We start from the raw sequence: 22,228 nt of genomic DNA, 5'->3' as shown, positions 1-22,228 counted from the left end.
TCGACAAGCCAAACTAATTAGATGTGCTCAAACAACACCATCGATTCCAGATGCCCAGTGTGCGGGAACATGTCCAGCATTGCCAGACGCTGAATCTGGTAACCCGCACGGATTAATGCCTCACTGTCTCGGGCAAGCGTTGCCGGGTTACAGGAAACATAGACCACGCGCCTGGGCGCGAGTTTAATTATATGTTGCATTACACCCGGTGCACCTGCGCGCGCCGGGTCGAGAAGAATTTTGTCAACCCCCTGCGTCGCCCACGGCTGCTGTGTCACATCTTCCTCAAGATTTTGGTGAAAGAATGTCACATTTTGCAAGCCGTTCTGTCGTGCGTTCTCCTGCCCTTTAGCCACCAGCGCCTCAACGCCTTCGACGCCCACAACGCTTGCCGCCTGCCGGGCCAAAGGCAGCGTGAAATTGCCCATTCCGCAAAACAGGTCAAGTACCCGATCGCTCTTCTGCACATCGAGCCACATCAGCGCTTTCTCAATCATTTGCTGATTGACGCCATCATTTACCTGAATGAAATCGCGCGGACTGAACGTTAAGCGTAGCCCGTTTGACGCATACCAGGGCGCTTCACCTGTCAGTTGCTCAAGTATCTCGCTTTGGGGGGCAAGGAAAAGCGCCAGCTCGTGGGAATGCGAAAAGCGTTCCAGTTTTTCCCGATCTTTTTTCGACAGCGGCGCGGTGTGGCGCAGCACCATCAGCGGGCCATTGTTGGCCATGACCAGTTCGACGTGCCCGAGGTGACGAACGCCGTCCAGTCCGCAGAGGCAGGCGTGCACGTCAGGAAGCAATGCCTCAAGACGGGGCACCAAAATGGGGCACTGCCTGATATCGACGATATCGCTGGAGCTGGCTTTGCGAAACCCCATCTCCAGCCGCTCAGTTTTTGGCTGATAGTTCAGGCTCAAACGCGCGCGACGACGATAGCCCCAGGGCTGGTCGGCGATGATCTCGTTGACGTCGTGCTTAAGCAGGCGGGCCAGGGCGCTGCTTTTACTTTTTTGCTGTAATTCTGTGCTGACATGCTGTTGCTGGCAGCCACCGCAGACGCCAAAATGCGGGCAGCGAGGCTTCACGCGGTCCGGGCTATCGTTATGACGCTGCTTAACCTGCCCGCGTGCAAACTGGCGTTTATCTTCCGTCAGCGTAATTTCTGCTCGTTCTGTTGGCAGTAAACCTGTTATAAACAGTGTCTTACCATTATGACGCGCAACCCCCTGGCCAAAGGGATCGAGGTCAGTGGCTTCAACAGTTATGATCTGACGCGTCGTCACGCGTCGCTTTGCAGAGTAGAATTGCGCCATCGCCGAGATTTTTCTCACATAAACATAATTATCCTAATTGTCCCATAACGGAACGCCATGACCAACTACAGCCTGCGCGCGCGCATGATGATTTTGATCCTCGCCCCCACCGTTCTTATCGGTTTGCTGCTGAGTATCTTTTTTGTGGTGCACCGCTATAACGATTTGCAGCGGCAACTGGAAGATGCCGGTGCCAGCATTATCGAACCGCTGGCCGTCTCCAGTGAGTATGGGATGAACCTGCAAAACCGCGAATCGATAGGTCAGTTAATCAGCGTGCTGCACCGCCGTCATTCGGATATCGTGCGTGCCATCTCCGTTTACGACGAGCATAACCGCCTCTTTGTCACCTCGAATTTTCATCTGGATCCAGCGGCCCTGAAAATTCCTGACGGTACGCCCTTCCCGCGCCACCTCACCGTGCTGCGACGCGGCGATATCATGATCCTGCGCACCCCGATTATTTCGGAAAGCTATTCACCCGATGAATCCGCCCAGTCTGACGCCAAATCCAGCGACAATATGCTCGGATATGTGGCGCTGGAGCTGGATCTCAAGTCGGTGCGTCTGCAGCAGTACAAAGAAATTTTCATCTCCGGCGTTATGATGCTGTTCTGTATCGGGATAGCACTTATCTTCGGCTGGCGCTTGATGCGTGACGTGACGGGGCCCATTCGCAACATGGTTAACACCGTCGACCGCATTCGGCGGGGCCAGCTCGACAGCCGGGTGGAAGGGTTTATGCTGGGCGAGCTCGATATGCTCAAAAACGGCATTAACTCGATGGCGATGTCGCTGGCAGCGTATCACGAAGAGATGCAGCACAACGTCGACCAGGCGACCTCTGACCTGCGCGAAACCCTGGAGCAGATGGAGATTCAGAACGTTGAGCTGGATCTGGCGAAAAAACGCGCGCAGGAAGCCGCACGTATCAAATCCGAGTTCCTCGCGAATATGTCCCACGAGCTGCGTACGCCGCTCAATGGCGTGATTGGCTTTACCCGTCTGACGCTAAAAAGCGAGCTGAACCCAACCCAGCGCGATCATCTGCACACCATTGAACGCTCGGCCAACAACCTGCTGGCGATCATCAACGACGTGCTGGACTTCTCCAAGCTGGAGGCCGGCAAGCTGATCCTGGAGAGCATCCCGTTCCCGCTGCGCAGCACGCTCGATGGAGTGGTGACGCTGCTCGCACACTCGTCGCACGATAAAGGCCTGGAGCTGACGCTCAACATTAAAAATGACGTGCCGGATAACGTCATTGGCGACCCGCTGCGCCTGCAGCAGGTGATAACAAACCTTGTCGGTAACGCCATCAAATTCACCGAAAGCGGCAACATTGATATTCTGGTGGAAAAGCGCTCCATCAGTAATAACAAGGTTCAGATTGAAGTTCAGATCCGCGATACCGGCATCGGTATTCCAGAGCGGGATCAGTCCCGTCTGTTCCAGGCGTTTCGTCAGGCCGATGCAAGTATTTCCAGACGTCATGGCGGCACGGGGTTGGGTCTGGTTATCACACAGAAACTGGTTAAGGAGATGGGGGGAGATATCTCTTTCCACAGCCAGCCAAACCGGGGCTCCACGTTCTGGTTCCATATCAATCTGGACCTTAACCCGAACGTGCTGACCGACGGTCCGGTAACCAATTGCCTGAAAGGAATGCGCCTTGCCTACGTTGAGCCGAACGCCGCAGCGGCGCAGTGTACGCTTGATATCTTAAGCACCACGCCGCTGGAGGTGATCTACAGTCCTACCTTCTCAGCGCTTACCGTGGAGCATTACGACATCCTGCTGTTGGGGGTCCCGGTCACCTTTACCGGCGAGCTCACCATGCAACAGGAACGGCTGGCGAAAGCCGCATCGATGACCGACTACCTGCTGCTGGCCCTGCCGTGTCATGCCCAGATCAATGCGGAAGAGTTAAAAAATGACGGGGCCGCCGCCTGCCTGCTTAAGCCACTTACCGCGACCCGCCTGCTGCCAGCACTGACGGAATACTGTCGTCTGAGCCAGCACGCCCTGCCGCTGATTGACGATGAACAAAAATTGCCGATGAGCGTAATGGCGGTGGATGATAATCCGGCCAACCTGAAGCTGATTGGCGTGTTGCTTGAAGATCAGGTTCAGCACGTAGAGCTGTGTACCAGCGGTGCGCAGGCGGTTGAGCATGCGAAACAGATGCAGTTCGATTTAATTCTGATGGATATTCAGATGCCCGGCATGGATGGCATTCGTGCCTGCGAGCTGATCCGTCAGCTCCCGCATCAGCAGCAAACGCCGGTGATTGCGGTCACCGCTCACGCGATGGCCGGCCAGAAAGAGAAGCTGCTGAGCGCCGGAATGAATGATTATCTGGCCAAACCTATCGACGAAGAGAAGCTGCATAGCCTGCTGTTACGCTATAAGCCGGGGCATATCGGCGGAACGTACACGGTATCGTCCGAACCGGTGGAAATCAGCGTCAATCAAAACGCCACCTTTGACTGGCAGCTTGCGCTGCGCCAGGCGGCGGGTAAGCCTGATTTGGCCCGCGACATGCTGCAAATGCTGGTCGCGTTTCTGCCGGAAATTCGTAATAAGGTCGAAGAGCAGCTGGTGGGTGAAAACCCGGAAGATCTGCTGGAAGCCATTCATAAGCTGCACGGTAGCTGCGGCTACAGCGGTGTGCCGCGGCTGAAGAATCTCTGCCAGCTGCTGGAGCAACAGCTTCGCGCGGGCACGCCGGAAACAGAGCTTGAACCGGAATTTCTGGAGCTGCTGGATGAGATGGATAATGTGACGCGGGAAGCCATGAAGGTGTTAGGTAACTAGCGTTGCCCTCTCCCGCCGGGAGAGGGCAAACAGGATTGCCCGCCGTTCAGAGCCTGAACGCCTGCCCCACTTTCAGTACTGCAGCGATATTGCGAGCGGCCATCCGCACATTGTCGCTGGCATTTTCCAGCGCGTCCTCCAGCGAACAGATGGTATAAATCACGCTGAATACCGCGTCGATGCCGTGATTATGTACCACCCCGACATCCGCCGTCAGGCTACCCGCAATACCGATGACCGGTTTATTAAAGCGTTTAGCCACCTTCGCGACGCCCACCGGCACTTTGCCGTGGATCGTCTGGCTGTCGATGCGCCCTTCTCCCGTAATCACCAGATCGGCGTTAGCCACCTGCTCTGCCAGATGCAGCGCATCGGTGACAATCTCAATCCCCTGACGAAGCTGCGCACCGCAGAAAGCGTAGAGTGCCGCCCCCATCCCACCCGCCGCACCGCCGCCGGCAAGGTTGATGACGTCGATATCCAGATCCCGGGCAATGACCTGCGCGTAATGCGCCAGGGCGTTATCCAGGGTCACAATCATCTCCGGCGTGGCGCCTTTTTGCGGGCCAAAGACCGCGGATGCCCCTTCGTCTCCGGTGAGCGGATTAGTGACGTCACAGGCGACTTCAATCCGGCACTCCGCCAGACGCTTATCCAGCCCGCTCAGGTCGATACGGGCCAGTTTTGCCAGCTCGCCGCCCCCCTGTCCAAGGGGCTGCTCGTTGGTATCCAGCAGCTTTACCCCCAGCGCCTGCACCATGCCGGCACCGCCGTCATTGGTGGCACTGCCGCCAATGCCAATAATAATATGCTTAACGCCCGCATCCAGCGCGTGCCGGATAAGCTCGCCGGTCCCCCAGGAGGTGGTAAAAAGGGGATTGCGTTGCGAAGGCGCAACCAGCTCCAGACCGCTTGCCGCCGCCATTTCAATAAACGCGCTCTGTTCGTCACCGGAGATGCCATAGAACCCGTCCACAGGCTCACCCAGCGGGCCTGAGACAGAGGCATGGACAATGCGCCCCTGCGTCGCCGCCACCATAGCTTCTACGGTACCTTCTCCACCATCGGCGACCGGCAATTTCACAAAGTCAGCCGCGGGGAAAATCTCGCGAAAACCCAGCTCAATCGCGGTGGCTACCTCAAGGGCGCTCAGGCTTTCCTTATACGAATCCGGTGCGATAACAATCTTCATAAGCCATCCTTACGCATAGTCATTACGTTAAGCATACACCACGTAAACGACCGCTCATGGGAGCGGTCCCAGTGCGTTTATCGTACCATGCACGGACGTTTATTGTCGAATTTCCAGTCAGGTATCAAATATTGCATGGCCATCGCATCGTCGCGTGCCCCCAGACCATGTTTTTGATACAGCTCGTGGGCTTTTATCACCTGATCCATATCCAGCTCAATGCCCAGACCCGGCGTGGTTGGCACCTGCACCATGCCTCCTTTGATCTCAAACGGCTCTCTGGTCAGTCGCTGATTTCCTTCCTGCCAGATCCAGTGGGTATCGATAGCGGTGATCGTGCCCGGTGCAGCAGCGGCCACGTGGGTGAACATTGCCAGCGAGACATCAAAGTGGTTATTGGAGTGCGAGCCCCAGGTCAGGCCAAATTCATGACACATCTGTGCCACACGCACCGACCCCTGCATCGTCCAGAAGTGGGGGTCTGCCAGCGGAATATCGACAGACTGTAACGACAGGGTGTGCCCCATCTGACGCCAGTCGGTGGCAATCATATTGGTCGCGGTGGGTAAACCGGTGGCGCGACGGAATTCCGCCATCACTTCACGGCCCGAGAAGCCCTGCTCAGCCCCGCACGGATCTTCCGCGTACGCCAGCACGCCTTTCAGTTGTTTACCAATGCGGATAGCTTCATCCAGAGACCAGGCACCGTTCGGGTCGAGCGTGACGCGCGCCTGCGGGAAACGTTTTGCCAGTGCGGTAATGGCTTCCGCCTCCTGTTCACCCGCAAGCACGCCGCCCTTCAGTTTGAAATCGTTAAAGCCATATTTTTCGTACGCGGCTTCCGCCAGGCGCACCACCGCCTCCGGGGTCATCGCGTCTTCGTGGCGGAGTCGGTACCAGTCACATTTTTCATCCGCCTGGTTCTGGTACGGCAGCGGCGTCAGCGTGCGGTCGCCAACGAAGAACAGATAGCCCAGCATTTCCACTTCACTGCGCTGCTGACCTTCGCCCAGCAGCGACGCAACGTTAACGCCCAGGTGTTGGCCCAGCAGATCCAGCATCGCGGCTTCGATACCGGTGACCACGTGAATGGTGGTTCGCAGGTCGAAGGTTTGCAGGCCACGACCGCCGGCATCACGGTCAGCGAAGGTGCTTCGCACGGTATTGAGGATATTTTTATATTCGCCCAGCGTTTTTCCCACCACCAGCGGAGCGGCCTCTTCCAGCGTTTTGCGGATCTTCTCACCACCGGGGATTTCACCCACGCCGGTATGCCCGGAGTTATCGTTGATAATGACAATATTGCGGGTGAAAAACGGCGCATGCGCTCCGCTCAGGTTCATCAACATGCTGTCATGGCCGGCGACCGGAATGATCTGCATGGAAGTGACTACAGGGGTAGTAAAAGTACTCATCGTTCAATCCTTTTATCAGTGACGTCCAAAAACAGGGCGCTTACGATCAAATGTCCAGCCGGGGATCAGGTACTGCATCGGCCCCGCGTCGTTACGCGCGCCACCTGGCAGTTTTTTATACGCCTCATGTGCGTGATGAACCTGATCCCAGTCAAGCTCAACGCCCAGCCCCGGTGCATCTGGTACGGCAATCTTGCCATTTTTGATTACCAGCGGTTCTTTCGTCAGGCGGGCTTCTCCCTCCTGCCAAATCCAGTGGGTATCAATGGCGGTCGGGTTGCCCGGAGCCGCCGCGCCAACGTGCGTAAACATCGCCAGCGAAATGTCGAAATGGTTGTTGGAGTGACAACCCCAGGTCAGTCCCCAGTCGTCGCAGAGCTGTGCGACGCGAACGGCACCTGAGAGTGTCCAGAAATGCGGGTCCGCCAGCGGAATATCGACCGCGTTCAGCATCACCGCGTGGCCCATTTCACGCCAGTTGGTGGCGATCATATTTGTGGCCACCGGTAGACCGGTGGCACGCCGGAATTCCGCCATCACTTCACGGCCCGAGAAGCCCTGCTCGGCCCCGCACGGATCCTCCGCGTAGGTCAACACGTCGTCCAGCCCTTTGCATAAGGCAATGGCCTCATCCAGCAGCCATGCACCGTTCGGATCCACCGTGATGCGCGCATCCGGGAAGCGTTTTTTGAGCGCGCGGGCAGTTTCAATCTCCTGCTCGCCGGGCAATACGCCGCCTTTCAGCTTGAAATCTTTAAATCCGTAGCGATCCTGCGCGGCTTCCGCCAGCCGAACCACCGCCTCACCGGAAAGTGCCTCCTGGTGACGCAGGTGATACCACTCGTGGTCGCCAGGGGAATGCGCCAGATAAGGCAGGTCGGTTTTGTTGCGATCGCCAACATAAAACAGATAACCGAGCACCGTCACCGCGTCGCGCTGTTTTCCTGGCCCCAGCAGTTCGCAGACCGGGACCTTCAGCGCCTTACCCAGTAAATCAAGCAGCGCAGCCTCCAGCGCGGCGACAGCGTTGACGCGCAGTTCGAACGTCCAGGCGCCTTTGCCGAACGTGTCAAAGTCTGCCGACTGATTGCCCTTGTGCACCCGCTGCACCACGTTATTGAGGCGAGCGACCTCTTTCCCGACGACCAGCGGAATGGCGTCTACCAGCGTCTGGTGGATGACCTCGCCACCCGGCGCTTCCCCAACGCCGGTGTGGCCCGCGGAGTCCGTCAGCACCACGATATTACGGGTAAACCAGGCGTTATGTGCGCCACCGATGTTGAGCAGCATACTGTCCTGTCCGGCCACCGGTATGACCTTCATGTCGGTAATCACCGGGCTTGATTGAGTCGTCATCAGCCGCGCTCCACTACAGGTTTAAGTTCCACGCGCTTGATATCACCCACCAGAACCAGGTAGCTCAGGACCGCCACCAGCGCGTGTACGCCAACGTAAATCAGCGCGCCGTTGAAGGAGCCAGTGGTTCCCACGATGTAGCCGATGGCAATGGGGGTCACAATCCCGGAGATGTTGCCAAACATGTTGAACAGTCCACCGCTCAGGCCGCTGATCTCTTTCGGTGCGGTATCCGCCATGACCGCCCAGCCGAGGGCACCGATCCCTTTACCGAAGAAGGCCATCGCCATAAAGCCAATAATCATCCACTCAGCGCTGACATAGTTACAGAACACCATGGTCATGGAGAGCAGCATGCCGAGCACAATCGGCGTTTTACGCGCGATATTCAAAGAGCCTGTACGGCGCATCAGCCAGTCGGAAATCACGCCCCCCAGCACACCCCCTACAAAACCGCAGATAGCCGGGACTGACGCCACAAAGCCCGCTTTCAGGATCGACATCCCGCGCGCCTGCACCAGGTAAACCGGGAACCAGGTGATGAAGAAGTAGGTTAAGGCGTTAATGCAATACTGGCCCAGATAGATGCCGATCATCATGCGCGAGCCGACGAGCTGTTTGATCTGCGCCCATTTCTGGCTGAACGGTACTTTTGCTTTTGCCGATTTCTGATCCATGTTGATCAGCGCCCCGCCTTCAGCAATGTACTCCAGCTCTTTTTTATTCACGCCGGGATGCTGGTTCGGTTCATGGATCACTTTCAGCCAGACGAAGCTAATGATGATCCCAAGCCCACCCATAAAGAAGAAGACATGTGACCAGCCCACTTCATGCGTCAGCCAGCCCATAATGGGTGCAAAGATCACCGTCGCAAAGTATTGCGCAGAGTTAAAAATTGCCACCGCCGTTCCCCTCTCCTGCGCCGGGAACCACGCCGCCACAATACGGCTGTTACCGGGGAAGGAAGGTGCTTCGGCTAAGCCCACCAGGAAGCGCAGGGTGAAGAGCGCAACGATGATGCCAAATCCGTTGAACACATCGACGAAGCCCTGCAACAGGGTAAATGCCGACCAGATGAAGATGGACCAGAAATAGACGCGTTTGGAGCCAAAACGATCAAGCAGCCAGCCGCCAGGAATTTGGCCAATAACGTAGGCCCATGAAAATGCGGAGAAAACGTAGCCCATGCCAACCGGATCAAGACCGATGTCTTTTGCCATTTCAGAACCGGCAATCGACAGCGTGGCACGGTCACCATAGTTAAAGGATGTGACGATAAACAGCATCACCACTATCCAGTAGCGCGCATTTGTGCGCTTCTCAGCGCTGCTCGCCGCGTGGCTTAATGTACTCATTGTTGCACTCCTGAATCCAGGCTCTCGCCAGTTCATTCTGTACAGCACCGGTAGGGTAACCAGAATGAGGGTTAGTATTTGGCAGTTTTGGTACGGCTTGATGCCGTTTTATAGTGCGCACTGCCTTTTTGATGACTGACCGGAAAAGTATAGGGAGAAGTGCCTCTGTCCCTCACCGTGCATGAACACAACATTGAGGGGTCAATGAGAAGTTGTTTGGGGCATAAGCCCAAAGCAGTGGAAGGTAGTTCACGGAATTCGCCGGAAGGCGGGAGAAAAGCAAAACGGTAACCGACGTTACCGTTTTGTGTTTGCGCTCGCGCCACGTGGGCGCGGGAGCCCGGGTATGCGAAGGGCTGCCCGGCCAGAGCGTTATTTAAGCAGCGTTGCCCAGTGTTCAACCCACGGGTTCGATTCACTCTCTGGCTCAGGGTGTTCACCTGCATCAATCAGCAACATCTCACCGACGCGTTGCGCGCTCTGTTCCTGCAAAAGCGCATCGAACTGCTTACCACCGCCGCAGAAATTGGCGTAAGAACTGTCGCCCAGAGCAATGATGCCGTAGTGAACATCCGGCTGATAGCCAAGCTGATCCTTGATTGCCTGGAAAAGCGGCACGATGCTGTCCGGCAGATCGCCCTGCCCGGTAGTGGAGGTAACCACCAGAATGTATTTATCTTTGTACTTTTCCCAGTCTGCCAGCTCCGGGTCTTCATAGACCGTGGCTTTATGGCCCTGGCCTGCGAGTATCGCCTCAGCCTCTTCTGCTACCAGCAGCGAGTTGCCGTACATTGTGCCGACAAAAATGCCCACTTCAGCCATGATGTATTTCCTTGATTATTGCGCTTGCTGTTCATCCTGAACGTTGCCCGATACAAACTCAACCCTTTCATTTTCGGGGAGTTGCCCCAGCCAGCCAAACTGTGACAGCGCCTGCATCCAGACGTTGTCCAGCCCCGCATGGAGAGTCAGCGGTTCGCCGGTAAACGGGTGCGTCAGGCTCAGTTCACTGGCATGCAGCATCAGGCGGTCGCAGCCAAAATGTTCGGCAGCACTGCGGTTCTGTCGCAAATCGCCGTGCTTGCTGTCACCAATAATCGGATGACGCAGATGTTTCAGGTGACGGCGGAGCTGGTGTTTGCGCCCGGTTTTGGGCAACAGCTCAACCAGACTGTAGCGGGTGGTCGGAAACTTGCTGGTTGCCACCGGCATTTCCGTGGTCGCCATGCCGCGGTAATCCGTCACGGCAGGCTGCGGGCCTTTGTCATCGCGGGCAAATTTATCGGCAATCTTGTCCAGCTCTTCCACCAGCGGATAATCGAGCGTGGCGCTCTCCGTCAGCCAGCCACGAACGATCGCGTGGTAGCGTTTCTGGATCTGGTGCTGTTCGAACTGCTGCGACAGCAGGCGGCCCGCTTCGCTGGAAAGCCCCATCAGCAACACACCGGAGGTTGGCCTGTCGAGACGATGAGCCGTAAAGACGTGCTGACCAATCTGGTCGCGCACGGTTTGCATCACCACCACTTTTTCATCGCGGTCCAGCCAGCTTCGGTGCACCAGCCAGCCAGACGGTTTGTTTACCGCGACCAGCCACTCATCCTGATAGAGGATCTCAAGCGTCATGCATCTTCACCGGCAAACACAGCATCCAGCTTTTCCAGCTCAATCAGCATGACATCGCGCGCAGGGTGGGTCGCGTCCAGCGCCATTTCATAATAAGGCGCAACAGCGAACGCCTGCGGCAGCGGGTGGCCACCGTCGAGCAGCGCGTGCATACGCGGAATTAACACCCACTGGAGCCATTCGAACGGTGCCAGCGTATCCAGACAGAACGGCTGAGTGCTTGCGAAGGCTTCTGGCTGCGGCGCGGTCTCCTGCCACAGCTGATGTTGGCGCAATAATGCCTCGATGGCGTGCAACCGGGCACGAACGCTATCGTGTTGCGTCATAGTAACCTCAACTGAAAAAGTGAACGGCGCGCAGCATAGCATTGCAGGAGACAGAAATAAAAAAAGGGAGCACTGTAAAAACAGTGCTCCCGGTTCGTTCCGCAGCAATCCAGCTACAATTCGTGCTCCCTGCTCATCCGTGACAACTTTTCCTGAAGCCCGAAGGCCTGGTCATCCTTCACCTTGTGCATCCTGCTCACATCGTCCTGATGTGTTTGTTTCATCCTGAAACGTCCTGGCCATCCTGACCCACCGACCATCCTGACCGGCTCTCATTCTCCCTTCCTGGAGGTGTCCCTTACGCATCCTGCGCGATCCTTTTGCTTCATCCTGAAGCCTTCCTGCAGCGTCATCCTGACGTGTTCCTGGTGAGAAACGCCATCATCCTGATGTTCGTTTCTCGTGTCGGCGTCCTGTCGACACAACTAGAATCCGCTATTCTGCTTCGTCTTACAACCCATGCTGGCAGCGCTGTAAGCCGTCCCGTGCCCCCCTGGACGCGGCGATAGCTCATTAACGTATTGAAAAATAGAGTAATGTTAATCTTAATTAAATAAGGCAATACTGAATGATCCAGCGATCTCTCACAACTCTGTAAGAGATCTCTCACACGCGCGATAGCATCGTGGATTACAGAAGTGGCTCAAGTCGGGTGAGGAATTCCGCAAGTGAGGGGGCGAGAGTCTCGCGATTGCGGGTACCGATGGTCTCTTTAACCACTTCACCAGACAGGTTGCAGACTGAGATAACGTCCAGTTCACTGTCCAGCGTGGCAATAAAGAGCGTCGGAGAAAGCTTAAGGCGTTTTTGCGTGACCAGATGACCAATCAGGTTTTCCTGAACACGCTGCAGATCGTCTTCACTCCAGGTCTGCAACAGCGTCAGGGTGATATCAGCAAATCGCGCAGGCATATCCCCTGCAAATTGCGTGGTATAAAACGCGTGAACCGCTGGTTGTACCACAATGTCCATTGCCCGTTCAACCGCATTTACATTTTGCTCACCCGTCGGGGATTGCGGTTGCCAGATAACGTAATCATCCGGAGAAGAGATAATACACGGCGAAGGTACACCATATAAGTCAGTGCTTTGCGGCCATGTGCCGTGCGTTTCATGCCATGCATCGCAATAGCGGGTCGTGAAGGCAGTGAGGGCATTTGCAGTTTCGATGTCCACCGATTTCTCTCTTCTTGTAAGACAGGATAAACTCAGCCCATAAGTGTACCTGTAAAGTGGCTATGAAACATGTCTTACGAAAATCATCAGGCGTTAACGGGCTTAACGCTGGGTAAATCGACCGATTACCGCGACACCTACGATGCAAGCCTGCTGCAGGGCGTACCGCGCAGTCTGAATCGCGATCCTCTGGGCCTGCGCGCTGACGCGCTGCCGTTTGTTGGCGGTGATATCTGGACGTTGTACGAGCTCTCCTGGCTCAACGCCCGCGGTCTGCCGCAGGTTGCTGTGGGCCATGTTGAACTGGATTATGCCAGCCAGAACCTGGTGGAATCCAAAAGCTTTAAGCTCTATCTCAACAGCTTTAACCAGACCAAATTCGACAGTCAGGAAGAGGTTCAGCATACCCTGGAGCGGGATTTAAGCGCCTGCGCGCAGGGCAAGGTGAGCGTGTCACTCTATCGTCTGAATGAGCTGGAAGGGCAGCCGGTTGCCCACTTCAACGGCACCTGCATCGACGATCAGGATATCGCAGTGGATAATTACGAATTCAGTACCGATTACCTCGAAAATGCGGCAAGCGGAAAGATCGTTGAAGAGACGCTGGTAAGTCATTTACTGAAATCCAACTGCCTGATCACCCATCAGCCGGACTGGGGCTCCGTGCAGATCCAGTATCGCGGTCCGAAGATTGACCGGGAAAAACTGCTGCGCTACCTGGTGTCGTTCCGCCATCACAACGAATTCCACGAGCAGTGCGTGGAGCGCATCTTTAATGATATTCAGCGTTTCTGTCATCCCGAAACGTTAAGCGTTTATGCGCGCTACACCCGCCGTGGTGGTCTGGATATCAATCCATGGCGCACCAACACGGACTTTGTGCCTGCCACCGGCCGTCTTGTACGCCAGTAACCTAAATATTTTCGCAATATGCGCGGTCTATTCCGCGCTTTAGGTTGTGAAACGTCGTAAGCCAGGGCTATTGTAATCAACAGGGAAAGACGATAATCGTCCCGTAAGGAGCTCACTTGATTACACATATTAGCCCTCTTGGCTCAATGGATATGTTGTCGCAGCTGGAAGTGGACATGCTTAAACGCACGGCCAGCAGCGATCTTTATCAATTGTTTCGTAACTGTTCACTTGCCGTACTGAACTCCGGAAGCCTGACCGACAACAGTAAAGAGCTGCTGTCCCGCTTCGAAAGCTTTGATATCAACGTGCTGCGCCGCGAGCGTGGCGTGAAACTTGAAGTGATCAACCCGCCGGAAGAGGCCTTTGTGGACGGGCGCATCATTCGCTCCCTTCAGGCCAACCTGTTTGCCGTGCTGCGTGACATCCTGTTTGTTAACGGGCAGATCCACAACGCAGGCCGCTTCCAGCATCTCGACCTGGAAAGCTCGGTACATATCACCAATCTGGTGTTCTCCATTTTACGTAACGCCCGCGCCCTGCACGTGGGCGAAGCCCCTAATATGGTCGTCTGCTGGGGTGGTCACTCGATTAACGAAACCGAATATCTCTATGCCCGTCGGGTAGGAAACCAGCTCGGCCTGCGTGAGCTGAATATCTGTACCGGCTGTGGTCCCGGGGCGATGGAAGCGCCGATGAAAGGCGCGGCAGTGGGACACGCTCAGCAGCGTTACAAAGAAGGGCGCTTTATCGGCATGACCGAGCCGTCGATCATCGCCGCTGAGCCACCTAACCCGCTGGTTAACGAACTGATTATTATGCCGGATATCGAGAAACGCCTTGAGGCGTTTGTCCGTATCGCCCACGGGATAATCATCTTCCCGGGCGGCGTGGGAACCGCAGAAGAGCTGCTCTACCTGCTGGGTATTCTGATGAACCCGGCTAACAAAGATCAGGTTCTGCCGTTGATCCTGACCGGGCCGAAAGAGAGCGCTGACTACTTCCGCGTACTGGACGAGTTTATCGTGCATACGCTGGGGGAAACCGCGCGTCGTCACTATCGCATCATCATTGACGATGCGGCAGAAGTGGCGCGTCAGATGAAAAAAGCGATGCCGCTGGTTAAAGAGAACCGTCGCGACACCGGAGATGCCTACAGCTTTAACTGGTCAATCCGCATCGCGCCAGACCTGCAGATCCCGTTCGAACCCTCGCACGAAAACATGGCCAACCTGAAACTGTACCCGGACCAGCCGGTAGAAGTCCTGGCTGCCGACCTGCGACGCGCCTTCTCCGGCATCGTGGCGGGTAACGTGAAAGAGATGGGTATCCGTGCTATCGAGAAGTATGGTCCGTATAAGATCCATGGCGATCGCGAAATGATGCGCCGCATGGATGACATGCTGCAGGGCTTTGTTGCCCAGCACCGCATGAAGCTACCCGGGTCGGCGTACATTCCTTGCTACGAAATCTGCACGTAACATTTTCACTCTCCTGATAAAAGCCGGGCCACGATGCTGTGGGGCCCGGCTTTTTTATTACCGAAACAACTCATAGATATTGCTTATACCTTTTACAAACTCCGACGTCACGCAAACGATTACCTCGTTTTTACAACCGTAAATTATCAGCCTTAAACTAAATTACCTGCCAGAAAATCCTAAAAACCCATTTCTTTACAGCGTAAGACACCTATCTTCGCGGGTGCTCTTTTAGCTCACATGTTGTTGATGGTAGCCTTCGCGCCCGTAAATCCTATTCGATGTTTTTTTAATAGATAAATGGTCTAAAGATGCCCACATCAAAAGTGGATTATTGCAATTGGGATCGGGATCACTGATAGATTCATAACGAGAATGTATCTTTCCGCCCGCCAATAGTTACGGGCGAAAATTATTAAAAAACCGTCACTGAACGAATTTCATATTACCGTCAGGCACTTTTTCATCGGATTTGACTACAAACCTGACAATTTGCTTCCTCCAGGAGATACAGATGGAAACCACTCAAACCAGCACCGTTGCTTCGATTGAATCCCGAAGTGGTTGGCGCAAATCAGATACCATGTGGATGCTTGGCCTTTACGGCACAGCTATCGGCGCTGGTGTATTGTTCCTTCCTATTAACGCAGGCGTCGGCGGTCTGATTCCGCTGATCATCATGGCTATCATTGCCTTCCCGATGACCTACTTTGCGCACCGCGGCCTGACCCGCTTCGTGCTGTCCGGTAAAAATCCTGGCGAAGACATTACTGAAGTCGTTGAAGAACATTTCGGCGTGGGCGCAGGTAAACTGATTACCCTGCTCTACTTCTTCGCGATTTACCCTATTTTGCTGGTTTACAGCGTTGCAATCACTAACACCGTTGAAAGCTTCATGCTGCACCAGCTGCACATGACGCCACCACCGCGTGCCATTCTGTCTCTGATCCTGATTGTGGGCATGATGACCATTGTCCGTTTCGGTGAGCAGATGATCGTGAAAGCGATGAGCATCCTGGTGTTCCCGTTTGTGGCTGCACTGATGGTACTGGCGCTGTATCTGATTCCACAGTGGCACGGTGCCGCGCTGGAAACGCTCTCCCTGAGCAGCGCATCTGCAACCGGTAACGGCCTGCTGATGACCCTGTGGCTGGCGATCCCGGTGATGGTATTCTCCTTTAACCACTCACCGATCATCTCCTCCTTCGCCGTGGCGAAGCGTGAAGAGTACGGCGACGGTGCAGAGAAGAAGTGCTCCAGCATCCTGGCGCGTGCGCACATCATGATGGTGCTGACCGTTATGTTCTTCGTCTTCAGCTGTGTACTGAGCCTCTCCCCGGCGGATCTGGCGGCAGCGAAAGAGCAGAACATCACCATTCTGTCTTACCTGGCGAACCACTTTAACGCACCGGTCATCGCGTGGATGGCACCTATCATCGCGATCATCGCCATTACCAAATCCTTCCTCGGCCACTACCTGGGCGCACGTGAAGGCTTCAACGGTATGGTGATTAAATCTCTGCGCGGTAAAGGCAAGAGCATTGAAGTCAACAAACTGAACAAGATGACCGCGCTGTTCATGCTGGTCACCACCTGGGCAGTTGCCACGCTGAACCCAAGCATCCTGGGCATGATTGAAACCCTGGGCGGCCCGGTTATCGCGATGATTCTGTTCCTGATGCCGATGTACGCGATTCAGAAAGTACCTGCCATGCGCAAGTACAGCGGTCAGATTAGCAATATCTTCGTGGTTATCATGGGGCTTATCGCTATCTCCGCAATCTTCTACTCCCTGTACACCATGTTCTGATTATCACCCGCGCCGTCTCAGGACGGCGCACTCCTCCCCCTCTGACTGAAAGCAATGGACGCATCATGATTAGCGTATTCGATATTTTCAAAATCGGTATTGGTCCTTCCAGCTCTCACACCGTCGGACCAATGAAAGCCGGTAAGCAGTTCACGGATGACTTGATTGCGCGCGGCATTTTGCACGACGTAACCCGCGTGGTTGTCGATGTGTACGGCTCTCTCTCCCTGACAGGTAAGGGCCACCATACCGATATCGCCATTATCATGGGCCTGACAGGAAACCTGCCGGATACCGTTGATATTGATGCGATCCCTGGTTTCATCCAGGACGTCAATACCCACGGTCGCCTGCTGCTGGCAAATGGCGAACATGAAGTGGAATTCCCGGTTGATCATTGCATGAATTTCCATGCTGACAACCTGTCACTGCACGAAAACGGGATGCGTATTACCGCACTGGCAGGCGACAAAGTGGTATACAGCCAGACTTACTACTCTATCGGCGGCGGGTTTATCGTCGACGAAGACCACTTTGGTGAAACCAGCACATCCTCCGTTGACGTGCCTTATCCGTACAAAACCGCGGCGGATCTTCAGCGTCACTGCCAGGAAACGGGTCTCTCCCTTTCCGGCCTGATGATGAAAAACGAGCTGGCCTTGCACAGCAAAGCGGAGCTGGAGCAGCACTTCACCAGCGTCTGGGAAGTCATGCGCGGCGGTATCGAACGCGGGATCACTACCGAAGGCGTTCTGCCCGGTAAGCTTCGCGTACCACGCCGTGCGGCAGCGCTGCGTCGGATGCTCGTGAGCACCGACAAAACGACCACGGACCCCATGGCGGTCGTTGACTGGATCAATATGTTCGCGCTGGCGGTAAACGAAGAGAACGCTGCGGGTGGCCGCGTGGTGACAGCACCGACTAACGGCGCCTGCGGTATCGTTCCGGCGGTACTGGCGTACTACGACAAGTTTATCCGCGAAGTGAACGCGAACTCGCTGGCACGCTACCTGCTGGTCGCCAGTGCGATTGGTTCACTGTACAAGATGAACGCCTCCATTTCCGGTGCAGAAGTAGGCTGTCAGGGTGAAGTTGGCGTCGCCTGCTCCATGGCTGCGGCGGGTCTGGCAGAACTGCTGGGCGCAAGCCCGACACAGGTCTGTATTGCGGCTGAAATCGGCATGGAACATAACCTGGGACTGACCTGCGACCCGGTTGCCGGACAGGTACAGGTGCCTTGCATCGAGCGTAACGCCATCGCCTCCGTGAAGGCGGTCAACGCCGCACGTATGGCGCTGCGTCGTACCAGTGAACCGCGCGTTTGCCTCGATAAAGTTATCGAAACCATGTACGAAACAGGTAAAGATATGAACGCCAAATACCGCGAAACATCTCGCGGCGGTCTGGCGATGAAGATTGTGACCTGCGATTGAGCCTTTCAGGAAGCCTCGTTTTGCGAGGCTTCTTCCTGTTTTCCCCACCGCACATAGTTTCCCACCGCTGACAATGTTACCCTTCCCCCATAAAACAGAAGGGAGATTATCTGTGGCTGTTCATTTGCTTATCGTCGATGCGCTCAACCTCATTCGCCGGATCCATGCGGTGCAAGGTACGCCCTGTAAGGACACGTGTCTGCACGCGCTGGAGCAACTTATCCGCCATAGCGAACCGACCCATGTGGTTGCCGTTTTTGATGATGAAGCGCGTAACAGCGGCTGGCGACACCAGCGCCTTCCCGACTACAAGGCCGGGCGCGCACCAATGCCTGACGATTTGCATGCCGAAATGCCGGCCATTCGCGCCGCCTTTGAACAGCGCGGCGTTCCCTGCTGGGGAGCCCATGGCAATGAAGCCGATGATCTGGCCGCCACGTTAGCCGTCAAGGTCGCGAGCGCCGGACATCAGGCCACCATCGTCTCAACCGATAAAGGCTACTGCCAGCTGCTTTCGCCCACCGTCCGCATCCGCGATTACTTCCAGAAGCGCTGGCTTGATGCCCCCTTTATCGCCAGTGAGTTTGGCGTCTCGCCGGAACAACTTCCTGACTACTGGGGGCTGGCCGGAATAAGCAGCTCGAAGGTTCCGGGAGTGGCAGGCATCGGGCCGAAGAGTGCCGCCCAACTGCTGACGGATTTTCAGAGTCTGGAAGGAATTTACGCCAGGCTGGACGAGGTCCCGGAAAAATGGCGCAAAAAGCTGGAGGCGCATAAAGAGATGGCCTTTATCTGCCGGGATGTGGCGACGTTACAGACGGATTTACAGCTGGACGGGAACTTGCAGCAGTTGCGCTTAGAACGTTAAATCGTTTTCAGATGAATTGCCCGGCAAGCAAAACGCCACCGGGCAATGTAACGCGTATTATCGCTCGTCGCGACGTCCGCCGACAGCAGCCCACCAGCGACGAATGTGCACCGTCACTTCTTCGCGGTCGTGATACAGCTGGCGCGCCTGAATCTCCACGTTAATGCCGTGCTCATCCATTTGCGCCTGGATATAGGCCAGGTTTTGCGAGACTTCCTCATAGCGCTTTTTCATCGGTAGCTTAAGGTTAAAGATAGTCTCACGGCACCAGCCGTTCACCAGCCAGGAGGCCATCAGCGCGGCCACTTTTGCCGGCTTCTCAACCATATCGCACACCATCCAGGAGATGTTGTTGCGGGTGGGACGATAGCGGAAACCATCTTCACGCAGCCAGGTGACCTGTCCGGTATCCATCAGGCTTTGGGCCATCGGGCCGTTATCAACCGAAGAGACCCACATGTTGCGTTTCACCAGTTGATAGGTCCAGCCGCCCGGACACGCGCCGAGATCGACCGCGTACATGCCGTTCGCCAGACGCTCATCCCACTCATCCGCCGGGATAAACACGTGGAACGCCTCTTCCAGCTTCAGGGTAGAACGGCTTGGCGCATCTGAAGGGAATTTCAGACGCGGAATGCCCATGAAGAAGGGAGAGTTGTTGTTGGTGTAGGAGTAACCCGTATAGCAGCAGCCGGGGGCGATAAAGAATATATGCACCACCGGACGTTTTGGCGTTTCGTAGTTTGTCAGCACGCCTGCGTCACGCAGTGCAGCGCGCAGCGGTACGGTGAACTTACGGCAGAACTTCATCAGCTCTTTGCTTTCGTTGGTGTCCGCGACTTCAACACGCAGCTCGCCACCCTTTTCCACGACGCCCTGCAGCATACCCACAACCGGCGTGATGCGGTCTTCCGGCGGAAGATCTTTTAGCAGTTCACCGGCAACAAACATCTGGCGAGCGAAGATCAGTGAGCTGAACGGCAGCTCACGCGCGAGTTTATCCGCATCCTCAGGCTGATAGCACTCGAATACGACGTAGCCGGCATTATCTTTAACGCGTGCAAAGCCAAAGACTTCGCGCTTCGCCGCTTTATCAGTAATTTCCGCGGCGCACTCTTTCTCAAACCCCGGGCGACAATATAAAACAACCTTATTCATGAACAACGCCCTTGCGTTTCAGACGGATGGCTCCGATAAACATTAATACCCAACCTGCCAGGAAGCTGACGCCGCCGACAGGTGTAACAAACGCCCACAGGCGTAAATGCGAAAGCGCCAGGCAGTAAAGACTACCGCTGAACAACACGGTGCCTAACGCCAGGAATACGCTGCTCCAGTAAAACCAGATGCTGATGCGGCGCTGCATTGCCACCGCCAGCCCAAAAATCGCCAGCGTGTGGAATGCCTGGTATTCAAGGCCGGTCTGGATCCAGCCCATTTCTACCGCCCCCAACGACTTGCTTAATACATGTGCGCCAAAGGCGCCCAGTGCAACAAAAATAAAGCCACTCACCGCGGCAAAAATCAGCATGAATCGGCTGGTCATGTTTAAATCCTAAAGTGATGCGTGCCCGGCACACAAAAGTTACTGTTCATACCTGAAGCGGAATTTTTCTTGCTCGCTCGCCGCTTTCGCCAGAATCCACTGTCGGAAAGCGGCTATTTTACCCAGTTCTGCCTGACTGTCATGACAAACCAGATAAAACGCGTTCTTGCTGACCAGCACATCATTAAATGGACAAACCAGACGGCCTGCCTCAATTTCGGACTGCGCCATGACGTTATTCGCCAACGCCACGCCTTGCCCGTGAATGGCAGCCTGTAACACCATTGCGCTGTGGCTAAAAATGGGGCCCTGCTGCACGTTTATATGATTAAGACCTAATTGACGGGTATAAGTTTGCCAGTCACGGCGAGAAGCATCATGTAAAAGCGTATGTCGCGCCAGGTCAGCGGGGGTCTTCAGCGCCTTTTCGCCCGTTAAGAGCAGCGGTGAACAGACCGGCAGCAGATATTCTGCGTATAATTTTTCCACACGCAAGCCTGGCCAGTTACCGCGGCCATAAAAAATGGCGACGTCCACATCATCGGCCAGCTTGTCTTCCTGACGGTCCACCGCCTGGATTCGAACGTCGATTCCCGGATAAGCTGAGTTAAAGCTTGTGAGTCTTGGCACCAGCCACTGAATGGCAAAACTGGGTAATAAACTTACCGTCAGCGCGCCTTTTGCACTGCGGGCCTGCAGCTTGCGCGTGGCTTCCGTGAGCTGGGAAAAAATCTCTTTAATATCCTGAAAATAGCTCTGCCCCTCTTCGGTCAACAGTAATGAACGGTTGCGCCGACGGAACAGCTTAAGGCCTAGGAAATCCTCCAGAGACTTGATTTGGTGACTTACTGCGGCCTGTGTCACAAAAAGCTCATCGGCTGCGCGCGTGAAACTCAGGTGACGTGCTGCTGCATCAAAAACACGTAATGCATTTAGGGGTGGCAATCGCTTCGACATGGTTATCTGGCTTAGATGTTAACGAGATTTAACAAACAGGAAACAATGTTTAACCTATTAGTTTTTTTTATCTGAGCCATTATAATTTGTCCGTTGAGGAACTACCAGCAAATACCTATAGTGGCGGCACTTCCTGAGCCGGAACGAAGAGCTTTTTTCGGAATGCGTGTTCTGAAGGGCTTTTGGCTTACGGTTGTGATGTTGTGTTGTTGTGTTTGCAATTGGTCTGCGATTCAGACCACGGTAGCAACGCTACCAATTTTTCACTTCCTGTACATTTACCCTGTCTGTCCATAGTGATTAATGTAGCACCGCCAATTTGCGGTGCTTTTTTTTCGCCTGCGATCGATTAATGCTCGATTTCTTTCATTTCCTTCACGTCAGTGCGATTAATCTGCTGCTTGTTCCCGTTCGCATCTTTATACGAAATCATACCGGTGTCGTTATCGGTTGTCGGTTTCCCTTCAGAGACGATAGAACGGCCATCGTTAGTATGCATTACGTAGTTGTTACCGGAACAGGCGCTCAGGGCAAAGGTCAACGCACAGGCAGAGATAATGGCGGCTGTCTTTTTCATGCTTATTCTCCTTTAGCAATTAATGCTATTCAAACATCGATTTATAACAGGCTTAAACATTCACCTAA

19 protein-coding genes are annotated in these 22,228 nt (G+C 55.0%); 6 read left to right on the top strand and 13 right to left on the bottom strand.

Annotated features, from left to right (window positions below):
• Nucleotides 1–17 precede the first annotated feature (17 nt).
• Nucleotides 18–1,316, bottom strand: coding sequence for a 23S rRNA (uracil(1939)-C(5))-methyltransferase RlmD (gene rlmD / locus AM410_RS11985; RefSeq protein ID WP_108647867.1), 1,299 nt, complete (start codon nt 1,314–1,316; stop codon nt 18–20).
• Nucleotides 1,317–1,373: 57 nt separating this feature from the next.
• Here rlmD and barA point away from each other — a divergent pair, with 57 nt between their 5' ends.
• Nucleotides 1,374–4,133, top strand: a complete 2,760-nt coding sequence (barA, locus tag AM410_RS11980; protein WP_108647865.1) for a two-component sensor histidine kinase BarA — start codon at nt 1,374–1,376, stop codon at nt 4,131–4,133.
• A gap of 46 nt (nt 4,134–4,179) precedes the next feature.
• On the opposite strand, the gene AM410_RS11975 is transcribed toward barA, so the two are convergent.
• The 8 genes from AM410_RS11975 to syd form a co-directional block, all read right to left on the bottom strand.
• Nucleotides 4,180–5,325 (bottom strand): glycerate kinase, encoded by a 1,146-nt coding sequence (locus AM410_RS11975; RefSeq protein ID WP_108647863.1) that lies wholly within the window; start codon nt 5,323–5,325, stop codon nt 4,180–4,182.
• A gap of 77 nt (nt 5,326–5,402) precedes the next feature.
• Nucleotides 5,403–6,740, bottom strand: coding sequence for a glucarate dehydratase (gudD, locus tag AM410_RS11970; RefSeq protein WP_108647861.1), 1,338 nt, complete (start codon nt 6,738–6,740; stop codon nt 5,403–5,405).
• A 15-nt stretch (nt 6,741–6,755) separates the two neighbouring features.
• Nucleotides 6,756–8,096 (bottom strand): enolase C-terminal domain-like protein, encoded by a 1,341-nt coding sequence (locus tag AM410_RS11965; RefSeq protein ID WP_025203355.1) that lies wholly within the window; start codon nt 8,094–8,096, stop codon nt 6,756–6,758.
• Nucleotides 8,096–9,451 (bottom strand): MFS transporter, encoded by a 1,356-nt coding sequence (locus AM410_RS11960; protein WP_020883799.1) that lies wholly within the window; start codon nt 9,449–9,451, stop codon nt 8,096–8,098. Before AM410_RS11960 ends, AM410_RS11965 begins: the two co-directional genes overlap by 1 nt.
• A 372-nt stretch (nt 9,452–9,823) precedes the next feature.
• A complete protein-coding gene (locus tag AM410_RS11955) occupies nt 9,824–10,273 on the bottom strand; it encodes a flavodoxin (protein WP_014171421.1) in 450 nt (149 codons plus the stop codon).
• 15 nt (nt 10,274–10,288) lie between these two features.
• Nucleotides 10,289–11,074 carry a tRNA pseudouridine(65) synthase TruC gene (gene truC, locus AM410_RS11950; protein ID WP_014171422.1) on the bottom strand — a complete coding sequence of 262 codons (786 nt, stop codon included), beginning with the start codon at nt 11,072–11,074 and terminating at the stop codon, nt 10,289–10,291.
• Nucleotides 11,071–11,400 (bottom strand): YqcC family protein, encoded by a 330-nt coding sequence (locus AM410_RS11945; RefSeq protein WP_032678877.1) that lies wholly within the window; start codon nt 11,398–11,400, stop codon nt 11,071–11,073. Before AM410_RS11945 ends, truC begins: the two co-directional genes overlap by 4 nt.
• A 630-nt stretch (nt 11,401–12,030) precedes the next feature.
• The gene (gene syd, locus AM410_RS11940; RefSeq protein WP_040018897.1) at nt 12,031–12,576 is read right to left on the bottom strand and encodes a SecY-interacting protein; all 546 of its coding nucleotides are present in this window, start codon (nt 12,574–12,576) and stop codon (nt 12,031–12,033) included.
• A 69-nt stretch (nt 12,577–12,645) separates the two neighbouring features.
• Here syd and queF point away from each other — a divergent pair, with 69 nt between their 5' ends.
• The 5 genes from queF (at nt 12,646) to xni (ending at nt 19,080) form a co-directional block, all read left to right on the top strand.
• Nucleotides 12,646–13,488, top strand: a complete 843-nt coding sequence (queF, locus tag AM410_RS11935) for an NADPH-dependent 7-cyano-7-deazaguanine reductase QueF (RefSeq protein WP_032680380.1) — start codon at nt 12,646–12,648, stop codon at nt 13,486–13,488.
• A 116-nt stretch (nt 13,489–13,604) separates the two neighbouring features.
• On the top strand, nt 13,605–14,969 hold the full coding sequence (gene ppnN, locus AM410_RS11930; RefSeq protein WP_014171428.1) for a nucleotide 5'-monophosphate nucleosidase PpnN: 1,365 nt from the start codon (nt 13,605–13,607) through the stop codon (nt 14,967–14,969).
• A 514-nt stretch (nt 14,970–15,483) separates the two neighbouring features.
• The gene (locus AM410_RS11925) at nt 15,484–16,779 is read left to right on the top strand and encodes an HAAAP family serine/threonine permease (protein ID WP_020883794.1); all 1,296 of its coding nucleotides are present in this window, start codon (nt 15,484–15,486) and stop codon (nt 16,777–16,779) included.
• 65 nt (nt 16,780–16,844) lie between these two features.
• Complete coding sequence (locus AM410_RS11920; RefSeq protein WP_108647859.1) at nt 16,845–18,212, top strand: L-serine ammonia-lyase; 1,368 nt, start codon at nt 16,845–16,847, stop codon at nt 18,210–18,212.
• 112 nt (nt 18,213–18,324) lie between these two features.
• A complete protein-coding gene (xni, locus tag AM410_RS11915) occupies nt 18,325–19,080 on the top strand; it encodes a flap endonuclease Xni (RefSeq protein ID WP_014171431.1) in 756 nt (251 codons plus the stop codon).
• 57 nt (nt 19,081–19,137) lie between these two features.
• Here the strand turns inward: xni and rlmM are convergent, their stop codons facing one another.
• The 4 genes from rlmM to AM410_RS11895 form a co-directional block, all read right to left on the bottom strand.
• Nucleotides 19,138–20,238 carry a 23S rRNA (cytidine(2498)-2'-O)-methyltransferase RlmM gene (gene rlmM, locus AM410_RS11910; protein ID WP_025203351.1) on the bottom strand — a complete coding sequence of 367 codons (1,101 nt, stop codon included), beginning with the start codon at nt 20,236–20,238 and terminating at the stop codon, nt 19,138–19,140.
• Nucleotides 20,231–20,626, bottom strand: coding sequence for a DUF423 domain-containing protein (locus AM410_RS11905; protein WP_008499646.1), 396 nt, complete (start codon nt 20,624–20,626; stop codon nt 20,231–20,233). The genes rlmM and AM410_RS11905 overlap by 8 nt, the downstream gene beginning before the upstream one ends.
• A gap of 39 nt (nt 20,627–20,665) precedes the next feature.
• On the bottom strand, nt 20,666–21,583 hold the full coding sequence (gene gcvA / locus AM410_RS11900) for a glycine cleavage system transcriptional regulator GcvA (RefSeq protein WP_014171433.1): 918 nt from the start codon (nt 21,581–21,583) through the stop codon (nt 20,666–20,668).
• 349 nt (nt 21,584–21,932) lie between these two features.
• Nucleotides 21,933–22,160 carry a YgdI/YgdR family lipoprotein gene (locus AM410_RS11895; protein WP_003862759.1) on the bottom strand — a complete coding sequence of 76 codons (228 nt, stop codon included), beginning with the start codon at nt 22,158–22,160 and terminating at the stop codon, nt 21,933–21,935.
• Nucleotides 22,161–22,228: the final 68 nt, after the last annotated feature.

It is taken from the genome of Enterobacter cloacae complex sp. FDA-CDC-AR_0164, from assembly GCF_003071645.1.
Lineage (GTDB): Bacteria > Pseudomonadota > Gammaproteobacteria > Enterobacterales > Enterobacteriaceae > Enterobacter > Enterobacter ludwigii.
The sequence above is the reverse complement of the archived record's forward strand: the minus strand, read 5'-3'. Positions and strand labels throughout refer to the sequence as shown.

Excerpts from the sequence above, each read along its gene's own strand:
- rlmD (WP_108647867.1), bottom strand. The coding sequence starts at position 1,316 with ATGGCGCAATTCTACTCTGCAAAGCGACGCGTGACGACGCGTCAGATC.
- barA (WP_108647865.1), top strand. The coding sequence starts at position 1,374 with ATGACCAACTACAGCCTGCGCGCGCGCATGATGATTTTGATCCTCGCC.
- AM410_RS11975 (WP_108647863.1), bottom strand. The coding sequence starts at position 5,325 with ATGAAGATTGTTATCGCACCGGATTCGTATAAGGAAAGCCTGAGCGCC.
- gudD (WP_108647861.1), bottom strand. The coding sequence starts at position 6,740 with ATGAGTACTTTTACTACCCCTGTAGTCACTTCCATGCAGATCATTCCG.
- AM410_RS11965 (WP_025203355.1), bottom strand. The coding sequence starts at position 8,096 with ATGACGACTCAATCAAGCCCGGTGATTACCGACATGAAGGTCATACCG.
- AM410_RS11960 (WP_020883799.1), bottom strand. The coding sequence starts at position 9,451 with ATGAGTACATTAAGCCACGCGGCGAGCAGCGCTGAGAAGCGCACAAAT.
- AM410_RS11955 (WP_014171421.1), bottom strand. The coding sequence starts at position 10,273 with ATGGCTGAAGTGGGCATTTTTGTCGGCACAATGTACGGCAACTCGCTG.
- truC (WP_014171422.1), bottom strand. The coding sequence starts at position 11,074 with ATGACGCTTGAGATCCTCTATCAGGATGAGTGGCTGGTCGCGGTAAAC.
- AM410_RS11945 (WP_032678877.1), bottom strand. The coding sequence starts at position 11,400 with ATGACGCAACACGATAGCGTTCGTGCCCGGTTGCACGCCATCGAGGCA.
- queF (WP_032680380.1), top strand. The coding sequence starts at position 12,646 with ATGTCTTACGAAAATCATCAGGCGTTAACGGGCTTAACGCTGGGTAAA.
- AM410_RS11925 (WP_020883794.1), top strand. The coding sequence starts at position 15,484 with ATGGAAACCACTCAAACCAGCACCGTTGCTTCGATTGAATCCCGAAGT.
- AM410_RS11920 (WP_108647859.1), top strand. The coding sequence starts at position 16,845 with ATGATTAGCGTATTCGATATTTTCAAAATCGGTATTGGTCCTTCCAGC.
- rlmM (WP_025203351.1), bottom strand. The coding sequence starts at position 20,238 with ATGAATAAGGTTGTTTTATATTGTCGCCCGGGGTTTGAGAAAGAGTGC.
- AM410_RS11905 (WP_008499646.1), bottom strand. The coding sequence starts at position 20,626 with ATGACCAGCCGATTCATGCTGATTTTTGCCGCGGTGAGTGGCTTTATT.
- gcvA (WP_014171433.1), bottom strand. The coding sequence starts at position 21,583 with ATGTCGAAGCGATTGCCACCCCTAAATGCATTACGTGTTTTTGATGCA.
- AM410_RS11895 (WP_003862759.1), bottom strand. The coding sequence starts at position 22,160 with ATGAAAAAGACAGCCGCCATTATCTCTGCCTGTGCGTTGACCTTTGCC.